The sequence below is a fragment of the Rhizobium sp. BK316 genome (assembly GCF_014193695.1).
GTDB lineage: Bacteria > Pseudomonadota > Alphaproteobacteria > Rhizobiales > Rhizobiaceae > Rhizobium.
The window spans coordinates 450,534-465,663 of record NZ_JACHZR010000003.1; the positions used below are offsets into that span (position 1 = coordinate 450,534).

The window sequence follows — 15,130 nt, forward strand, 5'->3', positions numbered from 1 at the left end:
CGGCAGCCGGAAAACAGATCGCGGCGTCCTCGAAATCTTCTCAAGCGGCCCGCGCTGAACCGGACATGATCCGGAAGCCCACGGATGCGCAAGGAGAAAAGAGGAGACACATGCATGGTCAAGGTGGTCTACGAAGTCGTACCGCATGACGGCGGCTGGGCCTACAAGCTTGGGGACGTCTATTCCGAGGCATTTCCGAGCCACTCCGAAGCGCTCGAAGCAGCCCGCATCGTTGCAGCCGAACAGCAGGTCGGCGGTGATTCCGCGGAGATCAGCTGGCAGGATGCGCAGGGCAAGTGGCACGAGGAATATGCCGAGGGCGGCGATCGTCCTGAGACCGAGGTCGTGGACGGCTTTACCAAGGGCCGTTCCCCAGAGGTTTCTCCGGAGCCCTGATCTTCCGCCGATTTCTATCGTCTTTCAGCGCGTCGTCAGGCGCGCGTTTCCTTGCATGACTTGATATAGTTCAGCAGGCCCCTGACCAGCGCGTCGAAGGTAACGCGACAGCGTGGTGAGGTCTTGAGGCTCTCGTGCATGGCGACCCATGTGCCGAGCGGGATTTCGAATTCATCCGCCATGATATGGACGAGGTCGGGGTTTGGACGGGCAAGCCCCGTCTGGCAGATGCCAATGCCGATGCCGGCACGAATGGCTGTGTAATGCGCCAGATGGCTGCTGGTGCGGAAGGAATAGGCAAGCTCGTCGGCCAGCGGGTGGAGCTTGCGCATCATGCGGATATAGGCCGTCTGCCGGTCAAAGCCGATGAGGCGATGGCCGGCAAGCTCGGCCATGGTCTGCGGCGTGCCGTGGCGTTCCAGATAGCGGCGATGCGCATGAAAGCCGAGCGGAATATCGCCGATGCGCCGCACCAGCAGCGCATCCTGCTGCGGCTCGGCCATGCGCACGGCAATATCCACCTCCCGGTTCATCAGATCTTCCAGCGCATCGGAGGCCGAAAGTTCCACCTGCAATCCGGGATAGGCGTCCTGCAGATCGGCAATGATCGGCGGCAGCACCTCGATGCCGATCACTTCGCTGGCACTGATACGCACGGTGCCTTCCACCTTGTCGCGCTGGCTGGATGCGGTGCGCAGGAGGGCAGCAGCCGTGGTCGCGAGCATTTCGGCATAGGGCTGGAGATCGAGCGCCACGTCTGTCGGCAGCAGGCCGTTGGATGAGCGGATGAAAAGCTCCGCGCCGACAGCCTCCTCCAGTGCGTCGATATGGCGGCCGATCGTCGGCTGCGTCAGACCGAGTTCGCGGGCGGCGGCCGAAAGCGATCCCTGCCTCAACACGGTGAGAAAGGAGCGGTAGAAGTCCCAGCTTGGTTCGATGTTCATATATTTATGTATAGCGATGCAACTTATTTCGTCAATTTTGTTTATCTGCCTGTGGAGGCATAGTCGTCTCATTGAACAAGGAGACGATCATGAGCAGCGAATATCAGGACAGGAAACTGGCGCTCGTTCTCGGCGCGACCGGCGGCATCGGCGGCGCAGTCGCCCGCAAGCTGCGGGCGCGGGGCTGGAAGGTGAGGGCGCTCAACCGAAACGCTGCGAAGGCATCCGGGAGCGAGCAGGGTTTCGAGTGGGTGCAGGGCGACGCGATGAACGCGGCCGATGTGCGCAGTGCTGCGGAGGGCACGAGCCTTATCGTCCACGCCGTCAATCCGCCCGGCTATCGTGACTGGGAGAAGCTGGTTCCGCCGATGCTGGAGAATACGATTGCGGCGGCTCGTGCCGTCGGTGCGCGCATCCTGCTGCCGGGTACCGTCTATAATTTCGGGCCAGATGCCTTTCCTGATGTGATGGAGGACAGTCCGCAGCATCCGGTGACAAAGAAGGGCAAGATCCGTGTCGAGATGGAGAAGAGCCTGAAGGCTGCCTCTGAGACCGGCACAGGTGTCATCATCGTTCGCGCTGGGGATTTTTTCGGGCCGGGCGCTACCGGCAACAGCTGGTTCTCCGCCGCTTTCGCCACACCGGGCAAGCCTGTTGGTACCATCAAGAACCCGGCATTGCCCGGCGTCGGGCACCATTGGGCCTATCTGCCCGATGTTGCCGAGACGATGGTGCAGCTCGTCGAGCGAGCCGAACGCCTGCCGGCCTTCGCCTGCTATCACATGAACGGCTTCTGGGATTGCGATGGCCGCCAGATGGCGGAGGCGGTTCAACGTGTCGCCGGCGGCAAGGCGAAGATCGGCCGCTTTCCATGGTTCGTTGTGCCGCTGCTTGCTCCCTTCATGACTGTCATGCGGGAGTTGAAGGAGATGCGCTATCTCTGGAAGGTACCGTTGCGCATGAAGAACGACAGGCTGGTGGCCGAACTCGGAACCGAGCCGCATACGCCGATCGATGAGGCCGTGCGTGCGTCGCTCATCGCCGAGGGCTCGATATCGGAACCGCATGGTGCAACGGCGCTTCCTTCGCACGCCAAAAAGGCGGGTTAAGCAAGTTCCGCGAGTGCGATGCGCGCGACCGTCAGAGGCTTCTCCGCCGAGGCATGGTCGTCATCTTCAAGGAACCAGGCTGCGGAGAGACCGGAATAGGCGACGATCCATTTGAGCAGTCGCGCCGGCTCGATATCGGCTTCCTTGGAGACGATCGGCAACTGACGTTGGAGGCGTTCGGGATCTGTCACCGTCGGCAGGTCTTCGTTGGCGAAGATATTGGCGAAGTCGTAACCGCGCTCGCCATAGATCCGCTTGGGATCGATTGCCAGCCAGCCTCGGTCACCGAAATCGAGGATGTTGCGGTGATGGATGTCGCCATGAAGAATGCTGAGCTGCTGTGGTGCAGCAAGTAGATTGCTGGCGATCTTCCAGCAATCGACAAAGGTGCCGCCATAGGTATGTGCTGCCGGTTCCAGACTGCGGAACCAGCGCTCAAGCGTTGGGGAATCGTGAAGAGGCGTAGGGCGCGGCGCGTGCAGCCTTGCTGCAGTGCGCACCATGATGCGGCTTGCTTCATCGTCTTCGCCGTTCAGCGCCATATTAAGCAGTGAATATTGTCCGTTGCCCGTTCCAGAAGGACAGCGTCGCCTTCATGCGCGTAGACACGAGCCGCGCCATCGCCATCCCACCATTTCATCAGCAATGCGCCGTCACGCTCGCTGCTGTCGGTTGCGACTTTCAGCATGGCAGGTTTGTCCTGCCAGATGACCGGCAGGAGACGGCTTGAATGGGTGATGATGGGTTCGCCGTCCGATGTCAGCGACCAGCGTTCGAGATAAGGCGAGAACATGCGTGCATGCTACAGCATCGGCCCGAAAATCGGAATCGATTTTCGGAAAGCCTGATGCGTAGATTCTTCAAAGAGTTAGAGCGTCCTTCGTGCGTCCGAATGGACGCACGGCGCTCTAGCGGCAATGCCCTGAAATGGAAATCCCGCCGTACGGCGGGATTTCTGTTTGTCGAAGATGATCAGGCGACCTTTTCGAGTGCCGGATAATCGACATAACCCTTTGCGCTGCCACCGTAGAAGGTGGACTGATCCGGGGTGTTGAGCGGCAGGTTCTTTTCCAGGCGCTCGACGAGATCGGGATTGGAGATGAAGGGTTTGCCGAAGGCGATGAGGTCGGCGGTGCCGTTTTCGACGGTTTCGATCGCCATATCTCTGTTGTAGCCGTTATTGACCATCCAGGCCGCCTTGCCGCCTGCCTTTTCATAGGCAGTGCGCAGCGCCTTGTAATCGAAGGAGGGATTGTCGCCCTGGCGATAATCGCGCTCGCCACCGGTCTGGCCCTCGACGACATGGATATAGGCGAGGTCGTACTTGGCGAGACCTTCAACGACATGCGTGAAGAGCGCCTGCGGGTTGGAATCGTAGGAGTCGCCCGAGGGGGTGACCGGCGAAATGCGGATTGCGGTGCGGCGGGCGCCGATTTCCCTGGTCACGGCTTCGACGACCTGGAAGGTGAAACTCGCACGGTTTTCGATCGAGCCGCCATATTCGTCGGTGCGGTCGTTGACGCCGTCGCGCATGAACTGGTCGAGCAGATAGCCATTGGCGCCGTGGATTTCGACACCGTCGAAACCGGCATCGATCGCGGCGCGTGCGGCCTTGCGATAATCCTCGATGATCCCAGGGATTTCGGAGGCTTCGAGTGCGCGCGGCTCGGACGTGTCGGTAAAGGCGCCGGTGCCGTCAGCTTTGACGAGATAGGTCTTGGCCTTGGCGATGCGGTTGGTCGAGGAGACCGGCTTGCCGCCGTTCGGCTGCAGCTCGGTGTGGGAGATACGGCCGACATGCCACATCTGCACAACAATCTTGCCGCCTTCGGCATGAACGGCATCCGTCACGCGCTTCCACCCGTCAAGGGCTTCCTTGCTGTAGAGGCCGGGAACATTGGCATAACCCTGGCCTTGATGCGTGATGGCAGTCGCCTCGGTGATGATGAGGCCGGCCGTGGCGCGCTGCCGATAATATTCGACGTTGAGGTCGTTCGGGATTGCGCCCGGCGAGCGGTTGCGGGTAAGCGGCGCCATGACGATATGGTTCTTGAGAGCGATATCGCCGATCTGCGTCGGCTGGAAAAGCTTGGCCATGAAAGGTCCTTTCTGCTTGGGGGATCACTCGGCGGCAGCGGAGGCGGTCTGCGCCCGGCCGGAGAGATAGGTGAGAACAGTTGCTGCAAGGGGCATGATTTACAGATCCTGCGTCAGCTGCTGGAGGAAGGCAGCGATCGTTTCTTCGTTGCGCTTGTAGAAGATCCACTGGCCGACGCGCTTGCTGGTGACGAGGCCGGCACGGTGAAGGGTGCCGAGGTGCGCGGACACGGTGGACTGGGAAAGGCCGCAGCGTTCGAACTGACTGGCGCAGACGCCCATTTCAAATGGGTGCTCCTGCGTCGGAAAATGTTCTTCCGGGTTTTTCAGCCAGTTGAGGATGTCCATCCGGGCAGGGTTGGCCAGCGCCTTGAGGATCTCGTCTTTGTCCATCGTCGTTCATCGAACTATAAATCGGATTTTCTCGATATATGGTTCGAAGATTCTCGATATGCAAATCACGGAGGCGTGAGGGCAGGGCTTTTTCGTTCCGCTTAAAATTTAAGCAAAAAAAGAGGGCCACTGGAAAACCAGGGCCCTTATAAGTGTGAAGGTCAAAAACCTCCAGAGGGGAACAGCCAACGCGGTGGCACTGGGAGAGAAACCACCAAATGCATCAGCTATGAGCGATATGGTGGTTCTTTGTGCAGCTTTCAATAGTTTTTTGTGCATGTCAGCTATGCACTGCACAAATTTTTCCGCATTGCGGTATCTGCCGGCAAAAATTCAGGCAAAAAGAAAAATTGGGGCAAAAAAAGAGGGCCACCGGAAAACCAGGGCCCTTATAAGTGTGAAGGTCAAAAACCTCCAGAGGGGAACAGCTAATGCGGTGGAACTGGGAGGAAAAGCCACCGTGTGCATCAGCTGTGTGCTATTTGGTGTTTTAATGAGCAAACGGCAACCCTTTTTTGTGCATGTCAGTCATGCGCAGGTTGCATGATTTGAAATCTCTTCCATAAAAATGGAAATCAGAAGTTCCAGTTGCGGGCCTTGCTGACGATGAAATCGCGGAAGGCTTTCAACTTGGCGGCGTTTTTTATCTCGTCAGGATAGCAGAAATAGGTATCGAAGGAGGGGACGTCGGCATTGATCGCAAGCTGAATCAGGCCGGGGTCTCGACCGACGATATAATCCGGCAGGCAGGCGATTCCGATGCCGAGAAGGCAAGCGCGCTTGATCGAGGTCTGGCTGTTGATCTGCAGATGCGGAATGCGCTTGTTGTCCGACGAGCGGCCGGCGATTTCCAGCCAGTTGACGTCGAGCAGATAGTTCGGTGCGGGTTCGCCGAAAGTGATGATGCGATGATTGTCCAGATCCTCGATCTTTTGCGGCTCGCCATGGCGGTTGATGTAGGAGGGGGCCGCATAAACGTGCATATGCACGGTGAAGAGCTTGCGCTGGATCAGGTCGGACTGCTGCGGCTGGCGAAGGCGGATGGCGCAATCGGCATGGCGCATGTTCACATCCACTTCCTCGTTGTCGAGGATGAGCTGGATCTGAACATCGGGATAAAGCTGCAGGAATTCCTGGATCTTGTCTGTCAGCCAGCCCTGGCCGAGGCCGACAGTCGTGGTGACGCGCAACTTGCCGGACGGCGTTTCCGTCGTTTCGGTCAGCTGCATCTTCACGGTTTCAAGCTTCAGAAGCACATCATGGGCGGTGCGGTAAAGCAGCTCGCCCTGTTCGGTGAGGATCAGGCCGCGCGCATGGCGGTGGAAGAGCTTGGTGCCCACATCCTGCTCGAGCGCGCTGACCTGACGGCTGATGGCCGACTGGGACAGATGCAGCTTGTCAGCCGCATGCGTAAAAGATCCGGCTTCGGCGGCTGCGTGGAAAATACGCAGCTTGTCCCAATCCAATGGCATTCCCCCACCCCTCATGCCACAATTACTCCGCTGCTACGGCAACGGGCATATGGCCCGTCAGATAACGTTCTGCCTCGAGGGCGGCCATGCATCCCATGCCTGCGGCGGTGATCGCCTGGCGGAACGTATCATCCGTCACATCGCCTGCGGCATAGACTCCCTCCAGGCTGGTCGCAGTCGAATCCGGTGCGGTCCAGAGATAGCCATTGTCCTTCAGCTTCAGCTTGCCCTTGAAAAGTTCGGTTGCGGGCGCGTGACCGATTGCCACGAAGACACCATCAATGGCGACATCGGTGATGGCGCCGGTGCGGGTATCGCGCAGGCGAGCGCCGGAAACGGACGGCGGCATGGGGGGCTTTGCCGGCGTACCCGTGATCTCGGCGACCTCGGTGTTCCAGAGAACCTTGACGTTCTCCTTGGAAAAGAGACGTTCCTGCAGGATCTTTTCTGCGCGGAAGCCGTCGCGGCGGTGCACGACGGTGACCGACTTCGCGATGTTGGAGAGATAGAGCGCTTCCTCGACGGCGCTGTTGCCGCCGCCGACCACGATCACATCCTTGTTGCGATAGAAGAAGCCATCGCAGGTGGCGCAGGCCGAGACGCCGAAGCCCTGGAAATGCTGCTCGCTTTCGATGCCGAGCCATTTGGCCTTGGCGCCGGTCGCGATAACAAGCGTATCGGCGGTCCAGACCTGGCCGCTATCGGTGCGGGCAACGAAGGGGCGCTGGTTGAGATCGACTTCGGTCACGAGGTCGTTGACGATTTCGGCGCCGACATGCTGGGCTTGCTGCAACATCTGGTCCATCAGCCACGGCCCCTGGATCGGATCGGCAAAGCCCGGATAGTTCTCGACGTCGGTGGTGATCATGAGCTGTCCACCCTGTTCCAGACCGGCGATCAAAACCGGTTTCAGCATGGCGCGCGCGGCATAGACCGCGGCCGTATAACCGGCAGGTCCGGAGCCGATGATGAGCACCTTGGTATGGCGGGCAGACATGGAATTTCCTTTCGACTGGCAGGATGCGGCGGCTAAGAGGTGAATAAGGCCGTTTCGCGATCCCATCGCCATTTATGAACGACCAATGCTTTTATTCAAGGGCAGCCGTGCATTACCAACAAGGCAAATGCACCGGCTTTGCAAGATTCCGTCATCTCACTGAAACTTTCTTGCGTATTCCGTGGCTTTATATAGAAGCTGCCCGCGGGGAATTAAAGAAAGGCCTGAGCGTGGTTCGCGCTGAACTTGACGTCATCGACATAAAGATATTGCGAGAACTGCAGGCAGACGGCCGCATGACCAATGTGGAGCTTGCCGATCGGGTGGGAATATCGGCGCCGCCCTGCCTGCGTCGTGTGCGCAAGCTCGAAGAGGCCGGCGTCATCGAAGGCTATCACGCGATGCTGAACAGCCCGAAGCTCGGGCTCGATCTCGTCGCCTTCTGCATGGTCGGCCTCAAGCACCAGTCCGAAGCCAATCTGAAGGCCTTTGCCGCGGCCACCACCGAATGGCCGCTGGTGCGTCAGGCCTGGATGGTGTCCGGCGACAGCGATTTCCTGCTGCATTGCGTGGCTCAGAACCTCACGCGCTTTCAGGATTTCGTCATCGAAGTGCTGACGGCCAACGAGCATGTCGATACCGTTCGCACCATGCTGACGATCCGGCAGGTGAAGAAGCTCGGGCTGGTAGAACTGTAATCTAGCTAGCCGCGCCAGGCCTTGCTGAGCCCGTGGCCTCCGGCGGCAGCTCGGGATCGCGCCAGAAGCTCTTGAAATGGCGCGGCGCGCAGGCATTCTTGAAGCTTACGCACCATTCGCGCGGCCAATATTGCAGATGTCCATGCGTCTGACGAAAGGCTTACGCGCCGAGAAGTTGCTGGTAAATTCGGTTGATCGCCGTCGCTTCCTTTTCCAGTGCGAAATTTTCCCGTACGTGCCGGAGAGCCGTCTCGCCCTGTGCGATGGCGAGGGCGGGATCGGCAAGATAGGTGGCGATGGCTGCCATCAGCGCCTCGCCATCACCGGGCGGCACGACGACGCCGTTCTCGCCCGGCACGATCATCTCGGCATAAGCGCCGGCATCGGATGCCACGACTGCCGTTTTCGAGGCCATGGCTTCCAGCGGTGTGAGGCCGAAGCCCTCGTTGCGGGAAGGGGCGACGTAGAGCGTCAGGCGGCGATACCAGACTTTGATATCAGGGACTTCGCCGATGAAGACGATGCGGTTGGTGAGGCCGGCTGCGGAAATGTCGGCCTTCAGCTTGTCGGCGAATGCCGTATGCTCCGGCGTGACGCGGCCGGAAATGACGGCCGTCCAGTCCGGATGCTGCGGCAGCAGTGCGATCATCGCCTGGACGAAAAGGTCGGTACCCTTTTGATGGCGCACGCGGCCGAAGCAGCCGACGAGATAGCGGCCCGGCAGGCCGGTAGCAGCGATCGTATCGTCAGACCCTTCAGGCGGGTGGAAGAGGGTAAGATCGACGCCGTGCTGGATGACCGTGTGCGGTACCTTGAGGAAGGAGCCGGAACGGCTGCTGGTGGCGATGACAGCATCCATCTGGCGGATCAGCCAGCGCGTATAGGAAGTATGGCGGCGCTGGGCGGCCGAGGTGAAGACGAGCTTCAGCGGCATGCGCAGCACGTGGCGCATGAGGATGCCCGCCGCCATCTCATTGTTGCGGCGCGCGTGCCAGATGCGGCGGCGCCGGCCGGCCGGCGGACGCCAGAGGCCGGCAAGCTGCGGCCATTTCAAACGGGGAAGTTCCGGCGGCAGGCCGGGGCCGAGTGCGGCGATCCTGATCCCCAGCCGGATCTGGCAAGGGATGAGCTGGACGATCGTCGACGTGACGCCGGAGAGCCGGCGTTTCAGGTTGGGCGCGATGATCTCGACGTCACTGATATCCGGCACTGGCTGCTCTTGTTGAGAGAGGCGAAGGCGATCAACCCCAGGAAACGGAAAGGATTTCGTAGGCTTTCGAACCGCCGGGCGCGTTGACTTCGATGGAATCGCCGACTTCCTTGCCGATCAGCGCGCGGGCGATCGGGGAGGAGATGGAGATGCGGCCCTGCTTCACGTCGGCTTCCTGATCGCCGACGATCTGATAGGTCTTTTCCTCTTCGGTGTCCTCGTCGATGAGCTTCACCTTGGCGCCGAACTTGATCTTGTCGCCCGACATCTTGGAGAGGTCGATGATTTCGGCACGCGCCGTCAGGTCTTCGAGCTCGGTAATGCGGCCTTCATTGTGGCTCTGCGCTTCCTTGGCGGCATGGTACTCGGCATTTTCGGAGAGGTCGCCATGGGCGCGCGCTTCCGCAATTGCCTCGATGATTCGCGGGCGCTCCTCCTGCTGACGCCAGCGCAGTTCTTCCTGCAGCTTGACGAAACCACCCTGTGTCATCGGTACCTTATCAACCATTTTTTCGTCCTTCTCTCCCTGCATCTACAGTTCGCGCAGACACAAAAGAAAACAGGTCCCGAAGGGGAACTTCGGAACCATGTTACAATCTTAGTTCGTTGCTTATAGCAGATCGACACGCGCCATTTCCATAAAATTCGTATCGGCGCTTTTTGCTTCCCGCAGAAGTGCCTGCTTTTGAAGGGAAGTTGCATGAAGGCCCGCTTCTTGGCCTTGATTTTGCCGCCATGAATATTTGGTGAACATGCTGATGAAGAAATCACTTAGAGAACGGTTGGCGATCCTCTCCGATGCCGCTAAATATGATGCTTCCCGCGCCGTCGGCGGCAGGGGCAAACGGGATTCGGTAACCTCCAGTGCCCGTGTCAGGGGACAAAGACCGGATCTTTCGGCAGGTTCGGCGGATTATATCCGGTCACCATGCGCACCCTCACGGATTCATGCAGGTTTGCGCCATCGGGGATGAAACGCCTGTCTTCGCGGGGCAGATAGATGCCCCTTCTGTCGCCTCGCTTGCGCCAGGAATTTTCCGGCACGCGCCGCGGAATATATTCGAGCAGTTTCCAGCCTGCGCTCATTGAGTCATGCAGCGGTGCGGCCGCATTGAGCTCGACATAGTACTTGTCGCTCTTGCCAAGGACGATGTTGTTGATCGTCCGCGAAACGTAGAGCAGGCCTGCAGGTCCAGTTTCGCGGATCATCCAGTCGAGCGGTATCTTGATCTGGGCGCTCTCCGCCTCCGGGTAACCGCCGCCGATATCGCCGTGGACACCGGCAAACCAGACCTCCTTGAAGTCCTGTTTTGTGGTCGCGGGCTTGAAGGGATTGCCGCGATAGTCCTGATCCGGCGTCCATACTTCCGGCTGGAACATGGTTCTCCGCTCGTCGATTGCCATTGCGTGGCGCACAAATTCGACGCTGGGATTCTTGCGGGTGAAAGGATGCGTCTTGAACTGAATGCGCCCTTTGCCCTTTTCGATGACCGAAGCAACCGTATCGAAGAGGCCGAGCAGCTTGATCGGCGGGCGGTCGTTGCGCAGCATGCGCTCATAGAGCCGCATGCTCTTGAAGGCCGATGAGGGATCGCCTCCATCGGCGCGCTGCTCCTGTTCGGGAATGCCCTTGTAGGTTCTGTAGGCGTAATCGAGCAGGTTCAGGTGATATCTGCTGCACAGCCCAAAGGCATGAATGAAACCTGCAAGAACGCGGGCCGTATAGGCGCCGCGGCTGAAGCCGAAAATATAGATGCGATCTCGGTCGGGATGGCCTCCATGATCGTCGGGTGAGCCGGCATCGTAATTTTCGACGAGGAAGCGGTAGGCGCCTTTGACGTTTTCATCGAGACCCCAACCAGTGGCAAGGCCCCAGACCTCGATCGACTCGCGGTAGAAGGGCGACCAGGCATCTGCTGCACCCAGCGTGCCGACGCCGGGGTCGTAGTAGACGATCTGATCGTCGGAGCGCTTCAGCGTTCCGAACAGACGCAAAATATTGGTGCGGTCTGCAGTTATCTCGTTCGACGTGCCGTCGAACAGAATGACGATGTTCTTCGACATGCTGCTTCCCCGATACGGCCGGGGAGCAGGCTAACACCAAGTATCCATATCTGCAATTTTGGGTCGCAGTTTTGCCGGATGGGGGAGGTGAGCGCGAAGAGGCAAGGCGCCTCTTCGCGGGATCAGAAGTAGCTCTGCAGCGGGCGGACTTCGAGATTGCCGGCCTTGAGCGCCTTGATCGCCTGAGCGGCGGCTTCGGCGCCGGCCATCGTCGTATAGTAAGGCACCTTCTGCATCAGCGTGGCGCGGCGCAGCGACTTCGAATCCGAAATCGCCTTGTTGCCGTCAGTCGTGTTGATGACGAGCTGGACCTGGCGGTTGCGGATGGCATCCTCGATGTGCGGACGCCCCTCGAGAACCTTGTTGATCTTGGTCGCTTCGATACCGTTTTCGCCGAGGAAACGGGCGGTGCCGCCGGTTGCCAGCACTTTGAAGCCCTGTTCCACCAGGATGCGGATCGCTGGCAGGACGCGGGCCTTGTCGGCATCGCGGACGGACACGAAGACCGTGCCTTCACGCGGCAGTTCGACACCGGCGCCGAGCTGCGACTTGGCGAAGGCCAGCGCGAAATCACTGTCGAGGCCGATGACTTCGCCGGTCGAGCGCATTTCCGGTCCGAGCAGCGTATCGACGCCGGGGAAGCGGGCGAAGGGGAAGACGGCTTCCTTGACGGCGATGTGCTTGAGCGCACGCGGATCGGGCTTCTCGCCATAGGCTGCGAAGGTCGCATCCAGCTTCTCGCCGGCCATGACGCGGGCGGCGATCTTGGCGATCGGCGCGCCGATGGTCTTGGCGACGAAGGGTACCGTGCGCGAGGCGCGGGGATTGACTTCCAGCACGTAGACGGTGTCGTCCTTGATGGCGAACTGGACGTTCATCAGGCCGCCGACATTCAGCGCCTTCGCCATAGCCTTGGCCTGGCGTTCCAGCTCATCGAGCATTTCGCGCGAAAGCGTGCGCGGTGGCAGCGAGCAGGCGCTATCGCCCGAATGGATGCCGGCCTCTTCGATATGTTCCATGATGCCGGCGACATAGACGTCGGTGCCGTCGGAGAGGCAGTCGACATCGACTTCGATGGCATTGGTCAGGTAGCTGTCGAAGAGCAGCGGGTTCTTGCCTAGCAGGGTGTTGATCTGGCCGGTCTTGTCGTTCGGATAGCGCGCCTTGATATCCTCGGGCACCAGTTCCGGAACCGTATCGAGCAGGTAGGTCTGCAGCTGGCTCTCGGCATGGATGATCTGCATGGCGCGGCCGCCGAGCACGTAGGACGGGCGAACGACCAGCGGGAAGCCGATTTCAGCCGCGACGAGGCGGGCCTGCTCGACCGAGTAGGCGATGCCGTTGTTCGGCTGGTTGAGGTCGAGCTTCATCAGAAGCTTCTGGAAGCGGTCGCGGTCTTCGGCGAGGTCGATCATATCGGGCGCGGTGCCGAGGATCGGGATGCCGTTCTTTTCCAGGGCTTCTGCAAGCTTCAGCGGGGTCTGGCCGCCGAACTGGACGATGACACCGACCACTTCGCCCTTTTCCTGCTCAGCGCGCAGGATTTCGATCACGTCTTCGGCCGTCAGCGGCTCGAAATAGAGGCGATCGGAGGTGTCGTAATCGGTCGAGACCGTTTCCGGGTTGCAGTTGATCATGATCGCTTCATAGCCGGCATCCTTCAGCGCGAAGGCGGCATGGCAGCAGCAATAGTCGAATTCGATACCTTGGCCGATACGGTTCGGACCACCGCCGAGGATGACGACCTTCTTGCGGTCGGACACGAGAGCTTCAGAGCGTGCAGCGCCGACGAAGGGCGTCTCATAGGTCGAGTACATGTAAGCAGTCGGCGAGGCGAACTCGGCTGCGGAGGTGTCGATGCGCTTGAAGACCGGGCGGACGTTCAGGCTGTTGCGCAGTTCGGCCACTTCCTTCGGGCGCTTGCCCGTCAGTGTTGCAAGGCGGGCGTCGGAGAAGCCCATGGCCTTCAGCATGCGCAGGTTCGTCGCATCGTCAGGCAGGCCGTGCTCGCGAATGCGGGCTTCCATGTCGACGATGTTCTTGAGCTGGGCGATAAACCATGGGTCGATCTTACAGCCTTCGTGCACCTCTTCGATGCTGAGACCCATGCGCAGCGCCTGGGCAACCATGCGCAGGCGGTCCGGCGTCGGCGTGCCGATCGCGGCGCGGATGGCGTTGTGGCTGGATTCGCCTTCTTCGGAGTCGGGGATTTCGATTTCGTCGAGGCCGGTCAGGCCAGTTTCGAGGCCGCGCAGCGCCTTCTGCAGCGATTCGGCGAAGGTGCGGCCGATCGCCATGACTTCGCCGACCGACTTCATGGCCGTGGTCAGGACCGGTGAGGCGCCAGGGAATTTTTCGAAGGCGAAACGCGGGATCTTGGTGACGACATAGTCGATCGACGGTTCGAACGAGGCGGGCGTTGCGCCGCCGGTAATGTCGTTTTCAAGTTCGTCGAGCGTGTAGCCGATGGCGAGCTTGGCGGCGATCTTGGCGATCGGGAAGCCGGTGGCCTTGGAGGCGAGCGCAGACGAGCGCGAGACGCGCGGGTTCATTTCGATGACGACGAGGCGACCGTCCTTCGGGTTGACAGCGAACTGCACGTTCGAGCCGCCGGTCTCGACGCCGATCTCGCGCAGCACCGCAATCGAGGCGTTGCGCATGATCTGGTATTCCTTGTCCGTCAGCGTCAGCGCCGGGGCGACGGTGATCGAGTCGCCGGTGTGGACACCCATCGGATCGATGTTTTCGATGGAGCAGATAATGATGCAGTTGTCCGCCTTGTCGCGGACGACCTCCATCTCATACTCCTTCCAGCCGAGAACGGATTCTTCGATCAGCACTTCCGTGGTCGGCGAGGCATCCAGACCGCCGCCGACGATGTCGAAGAACTCCGAGCGATTGTAGGCAATGCCCCCGCCGGTGCCGCCGAGCGTGAAGGACGGACGGATGATGGCCGGCAGGCCGACATGGTCGAGCGCTTGGGCGGCGATTGCCATGGCGTGGTTCATGTAGCGTTGCTTGCGGTCGCTCTCGCCGAGGTTCCACTGGTTTTCGAGCTCATCGAGCGCCTTGTCGAGCTCAGGGCCGGAGAGGCTTTCGCGCAGCTTGGCGCGTTCGGCCTCGTGCGTCTTGCGGTCGGCATCCTTGATGTCGGTGGCGTTTGCCAGCATCGAGCGCGGGGTTTCGAGACCGATCTTCGCCATCGCCTCGCGGAAGAGGGCGCGGTCCTCGGCCTTGTCGATGGCGGCGGGCTTGGCGCCGATCATCTCGACATTGTAGCGGTCGAGCACGCCCATGCGCTTCAGGGAGAGGGCGGTGTTCAGCGCCGTCTGGCCGCCCATGGTCGGCAGCAGCGCGTCCGGGCGCTCCTTGGCGATGATCTTGGCGACGACTTCAGGAGTGATCGGTTCGACGTAAGTTGCGTCGGCTAGGCCCGGATCGGTCATGATCGTTGCCGGGTTGGAGTTGACGAGGATGACGCGGTAGCCTTCCTCCTTCAGCGCCTTGCAGGCCTGGGTACCGGAATAGTCGAATTCGCAAGCCTGGCCAATGACGATCGGTCCCGCGCCGATGATGAGGATCGATTTGATGTCTTGGCGCTTCGGCATGGGCGATATCCATTGTCTGGCTGCGCAAAAAGCCGGCCAGGGTGGGAGGGCACCGGGTCGGGTCGCGCATTGAGGGTCTTTTCAGGCTAGAAGCGGCTTATAGGCAAATGTTTTTGCAAACGGAACCCCATAAATCACGGAA

Annotated in this window: 14 protein-coding genes and 1 pseudogene; 4 read left to right on the forward strand and 11 right to left on the reverse strand. The window is 60.3% G+C overall.

Features of this window, described 5'->3' with window-relative positions:
* Positions 1-114 precede the first annotated feature (114 nt).
* On the forward strand, positions 115-396 hold the full coding sequence (locus tag FHT87_RS16305; protein WP_007824317.1) for a DUF2188 domain-containing protein: 282 nt from the start codon (positions 115-117) through the stop codon (positions 394-396).
* Between the two features lie 35 nt (positions 397-431).
* On the opposite strand, the gene FHT87_RS16310 is transcribed toward FHT87_RS16305, so the two are convergent.
* A complete protein-coding gene (locus FHT87_RS16310) occupies positions 432-1,340 on the reverse strand; it encodes a LysR family transcriptional regulator (protein ID WP_183803234.1) in 909 nt (302 codons plus the stop codon).
* Positions 1,341-1,429: 89 nt separating this feature from the next.
* Between FHT87_RS16310 and FHT87_RS16315 the strand changes: the two genes are divergently transcribed.
* Positions 1,430-2,449, forward strand: a complete 1,020-nt coding sequence (locus tag FHT87_RS16315; RefSeq protein WP_183803236.1) for an NAD(P)H-binding protein — start codon at positions 1,430-1,432, stop codon at positions 2,447-2,449.
* On the opposite strand, the pseudogene FHT87_RS16320 reads toward FHT87_RS16315, so the two are convergent.
* The 3 genes and pseudogenes from FHT87_RS16320 to FHT87_RS16330 all read right to left on the reverse strand — a co-directional run bounded on the left by FHT87_RS16320 (position 2,446) and on the right by FHT87_RS16330 (position 4,939).
* Positions 2,446-3,242 (reverse strand): annotated as a pseudogene (locus FHT87_RS16320) (aminoglycoside phosphotransferase family protein). The gene FHT87_RS16315 and the pseudogene FHT87_RS16320 overlap by 4 nt on opposite strands.
* 179 nt (positions 3,243-3,421) lie before the next feature.
* The gene (locus FHT87_RS16325; protein WP_183803238.1) at positions 3,422-4,546 is read right to left on the reverse strand and encodes an alkene reductase; all 1,125 of its coding nucleotides are present in this window, start codon (positions 4,544-4,546) and stop codon (positions 3,422-3,424) included.
* A gap of 99 nt (positions 4,547-4,645) precedes the next feature.
* A complete protein-coding gene (locus tag FHT87_RS16330) occupies positions 4,646-4,939 on the reverse strand; it encodes a metalloregulator ArsR/SmtB family transcription factor (protein WP_113325116.1) in 294 nt (97 codons plus the stop codon).
* 154 nt (positions 4,940-5,093) lie between these two features.
* On the opposite strand from FHT87_RS16330, the gene FHT87_RS16335 reads away from it, so the two are divergent.
* Complete coding sequence (locus FHT87_RS16335) at positions 5,094-5,486, forward strand: hypothetical protein (RefSeq protein ID WP_183803240.1); 393 nt, start codon at positions 5,094-5,096, stop codon at positions 5,484-5,486.
* 28 nt (positions 5,487-5,514) lie between these two features.
* On the opposite strand, the gene FHT87_RS16340 is transcribed toward FHT87_RS16335, so the two are convergent.
* Together FHT87_RS16340 and trxB are read right to left on the reverse strand one after the other, a co-directional pair.
* Entirely contained in the window at positions 5,515-6,411 is an 897-nt protein-coding gene (locus FHT87_RS16340) for a LysR family transcriptional regulator VtlR (RefSeq protein WP_183731448.1), read from the reverse strand.
* A 22-nt stretch (positions 6,412-6,433) separates the two neighbouring features.
* Positions 6,434-7,408, reverse strand: a complete 975-nt coding sequence (trxB, locus tag FHT87_RS16345; RefSeq protein WP_183803242.1) for a thioredoxin-disulfide reductase — start codon at positions 7,406-7,408, stop codon at positions 6,434-6,436.
* A gap of 230 nt (positions 7,409-7,638) precedes the next feature.
* Between trxB and FHT87_RS16350 the strand changes: the two genes are divergently transcribed.
* Positions 7,639-8,106 (forward strand): winged helix-turn-helix transcriptional regulator, encoded by a 468-nt coding sequence (locus FHT87_RS16350; RefSeq protein ID WP_007824299.1) that lies wholly within the window; start codon positions 7,639-7,641, stop codon positions 8,104-8,106.
* Between the two features lie 160 nt (positions 8,107-8,266).
* On the opposite strand, the gene FHT87_RS16355 is transcribed toward FHT87_RS16350, so the two are convergent.
* The 5 genes from FHT87_RS16355 to carB form a co-directional block, all read right to left on the reverse strand.
* Positions 8,267-9,316 carry a glycosyltransferase family 4 protein gene (locus tag FHT87_RS16355; protein WP_183803245.1) on the reverse strand — a complete coding sequence of 350 codons (1,050 nt, stop codon included), beginning with the start codon at positions 9,314-9,316 and terminating at the stop codon, positions 8,267-8,269.
* A 31-nt stretch (positions 9,317-9,347) separates the two neighbouring features.
* Entirely contained in the window at positions 9,348-9,824 is a 477-nt protein-coding gene (greA, locus tag FHT87_RS16360; RefSeq protein ID WP_183731439.1) for a transcription elongation factor GreA, read from the reverse strand.
* A gap of 102 nt (positions 9,825-9,926) precedes the next feature.
* Positions 9,927-10,160, reverse strand: a complete 234-nt coding sequence (locus FHT87_RS16365) for a hypothetical protein (RefSeq protein ID WP_183732830.1) — start codon at positions 10,158-10,160, stop codon at positions 9,927-9,929.
* A 29-nt stretch (positions 10,161-10,189) separates the two neighbouring features.
* The gene (locus FHT87_RS16370) at positions 10,190-11,380 is read right to left on the reverse strand and encodes a DUF2235 domain-containing protein (protein ID WP_183803247.1); all 1,191 of its coding nucleotides are present in this window, start codon (positions 11,378-11,380) and stop codon (positions 10,190-10,192) included.
* A 122-nt stretch (positions 11,381-11,502) separates the two neighbouring features.
* On the reverse strand, positions 11,503-14,988 hold the full coding sequence (gene carB / locus FHT87_RS16375) for a carbamoyl-phosphate synthase large subunit (protein ID WP_183803249.1): 3,486 nt from the start codon (positions 14,986-14,988) through the stop codon (positions 11,503-11,505).
* Between the last annotated feature and the right edge of the window lie 142 nt (positions 14,989-15,130).

What these genes read in the sequence shown, in the direction of transcription:
- greA (WP_183731439.1), bottom strand. Translation starts at nt 9,824, where the DNA reads ATGGTTGATAAGGTACCGATGACACAGGGTGGTTTCGTCAAGCTGCAG.
- FHT87_RS16315 (WP_183803236.1), top strand. Translation starts at nt 1,430, where the DNA reads ATGAGCAGCGAATATCAGGACAGGAAACTGGCGCTCGTTCTCGGCGCG.
- FHT87_RS16305 (WP_007824317.1), top strand. Translation starts at nt 115, where the DNA reads ATGGTCAAGGTGGTCTACGAAGTCGTACCGCATGACGGCGGCTGGGCC.
- FHT87_RS16330 (WP_113325116.1), bottom strand. Translation starts at nt 4,939, where the DNA reads ATGGACAAAGACGAGATCCTCAAGGCGCTGGCCAACCCTGCCCGGATG.
- trxB (WP_183803242.1), bottom strand. Translation starts at nt 7,408, where the DNA reads ATGTCTGCCCGCCATACCAAGGTGCTCATCATCGGCTCCGGACCTGCC.
- FHT87_RS16310 (WP_183803234.1), bottom strand. Translation starts at nt 1,340, where the DNA reads ATGAACATCGAACCAAGCTGGGACTTCTACCGCTCCTTTCTCACCGTG.
- carB (WP_183803249.1), bottom strand. Translation starts at nt 14,988, where the DNA reads ATGCCGAAGCGCCAAGACATCAAATCGATCCTCATCATCGGCGCGGGA.
- FHT87_RS16370 (WP_183803247.1), bottom strand. Translation starts at nt 11,380, where the DNA reads ATGTCGAAGAACATCGTCATTCTGTTCGACGGCACGTCGAACGAGATA.
- FHT87_RS16340 (WP_183731448.1), bottom strand. Translation starts at nt 6,411, where the DNA reads ATGCCATTGGATTGGGACAAGCTGCGTATTTTCCACGCAGCCGCCGAA.
- FHT87_RS16325 (WP_183803238.1), bottom strand. Translation starts at nt 4,546, where the DNA reads ATGGCCAAGCTTTTCCAGCCGACGCAGATCGGCGATATCGCTCTCAAG.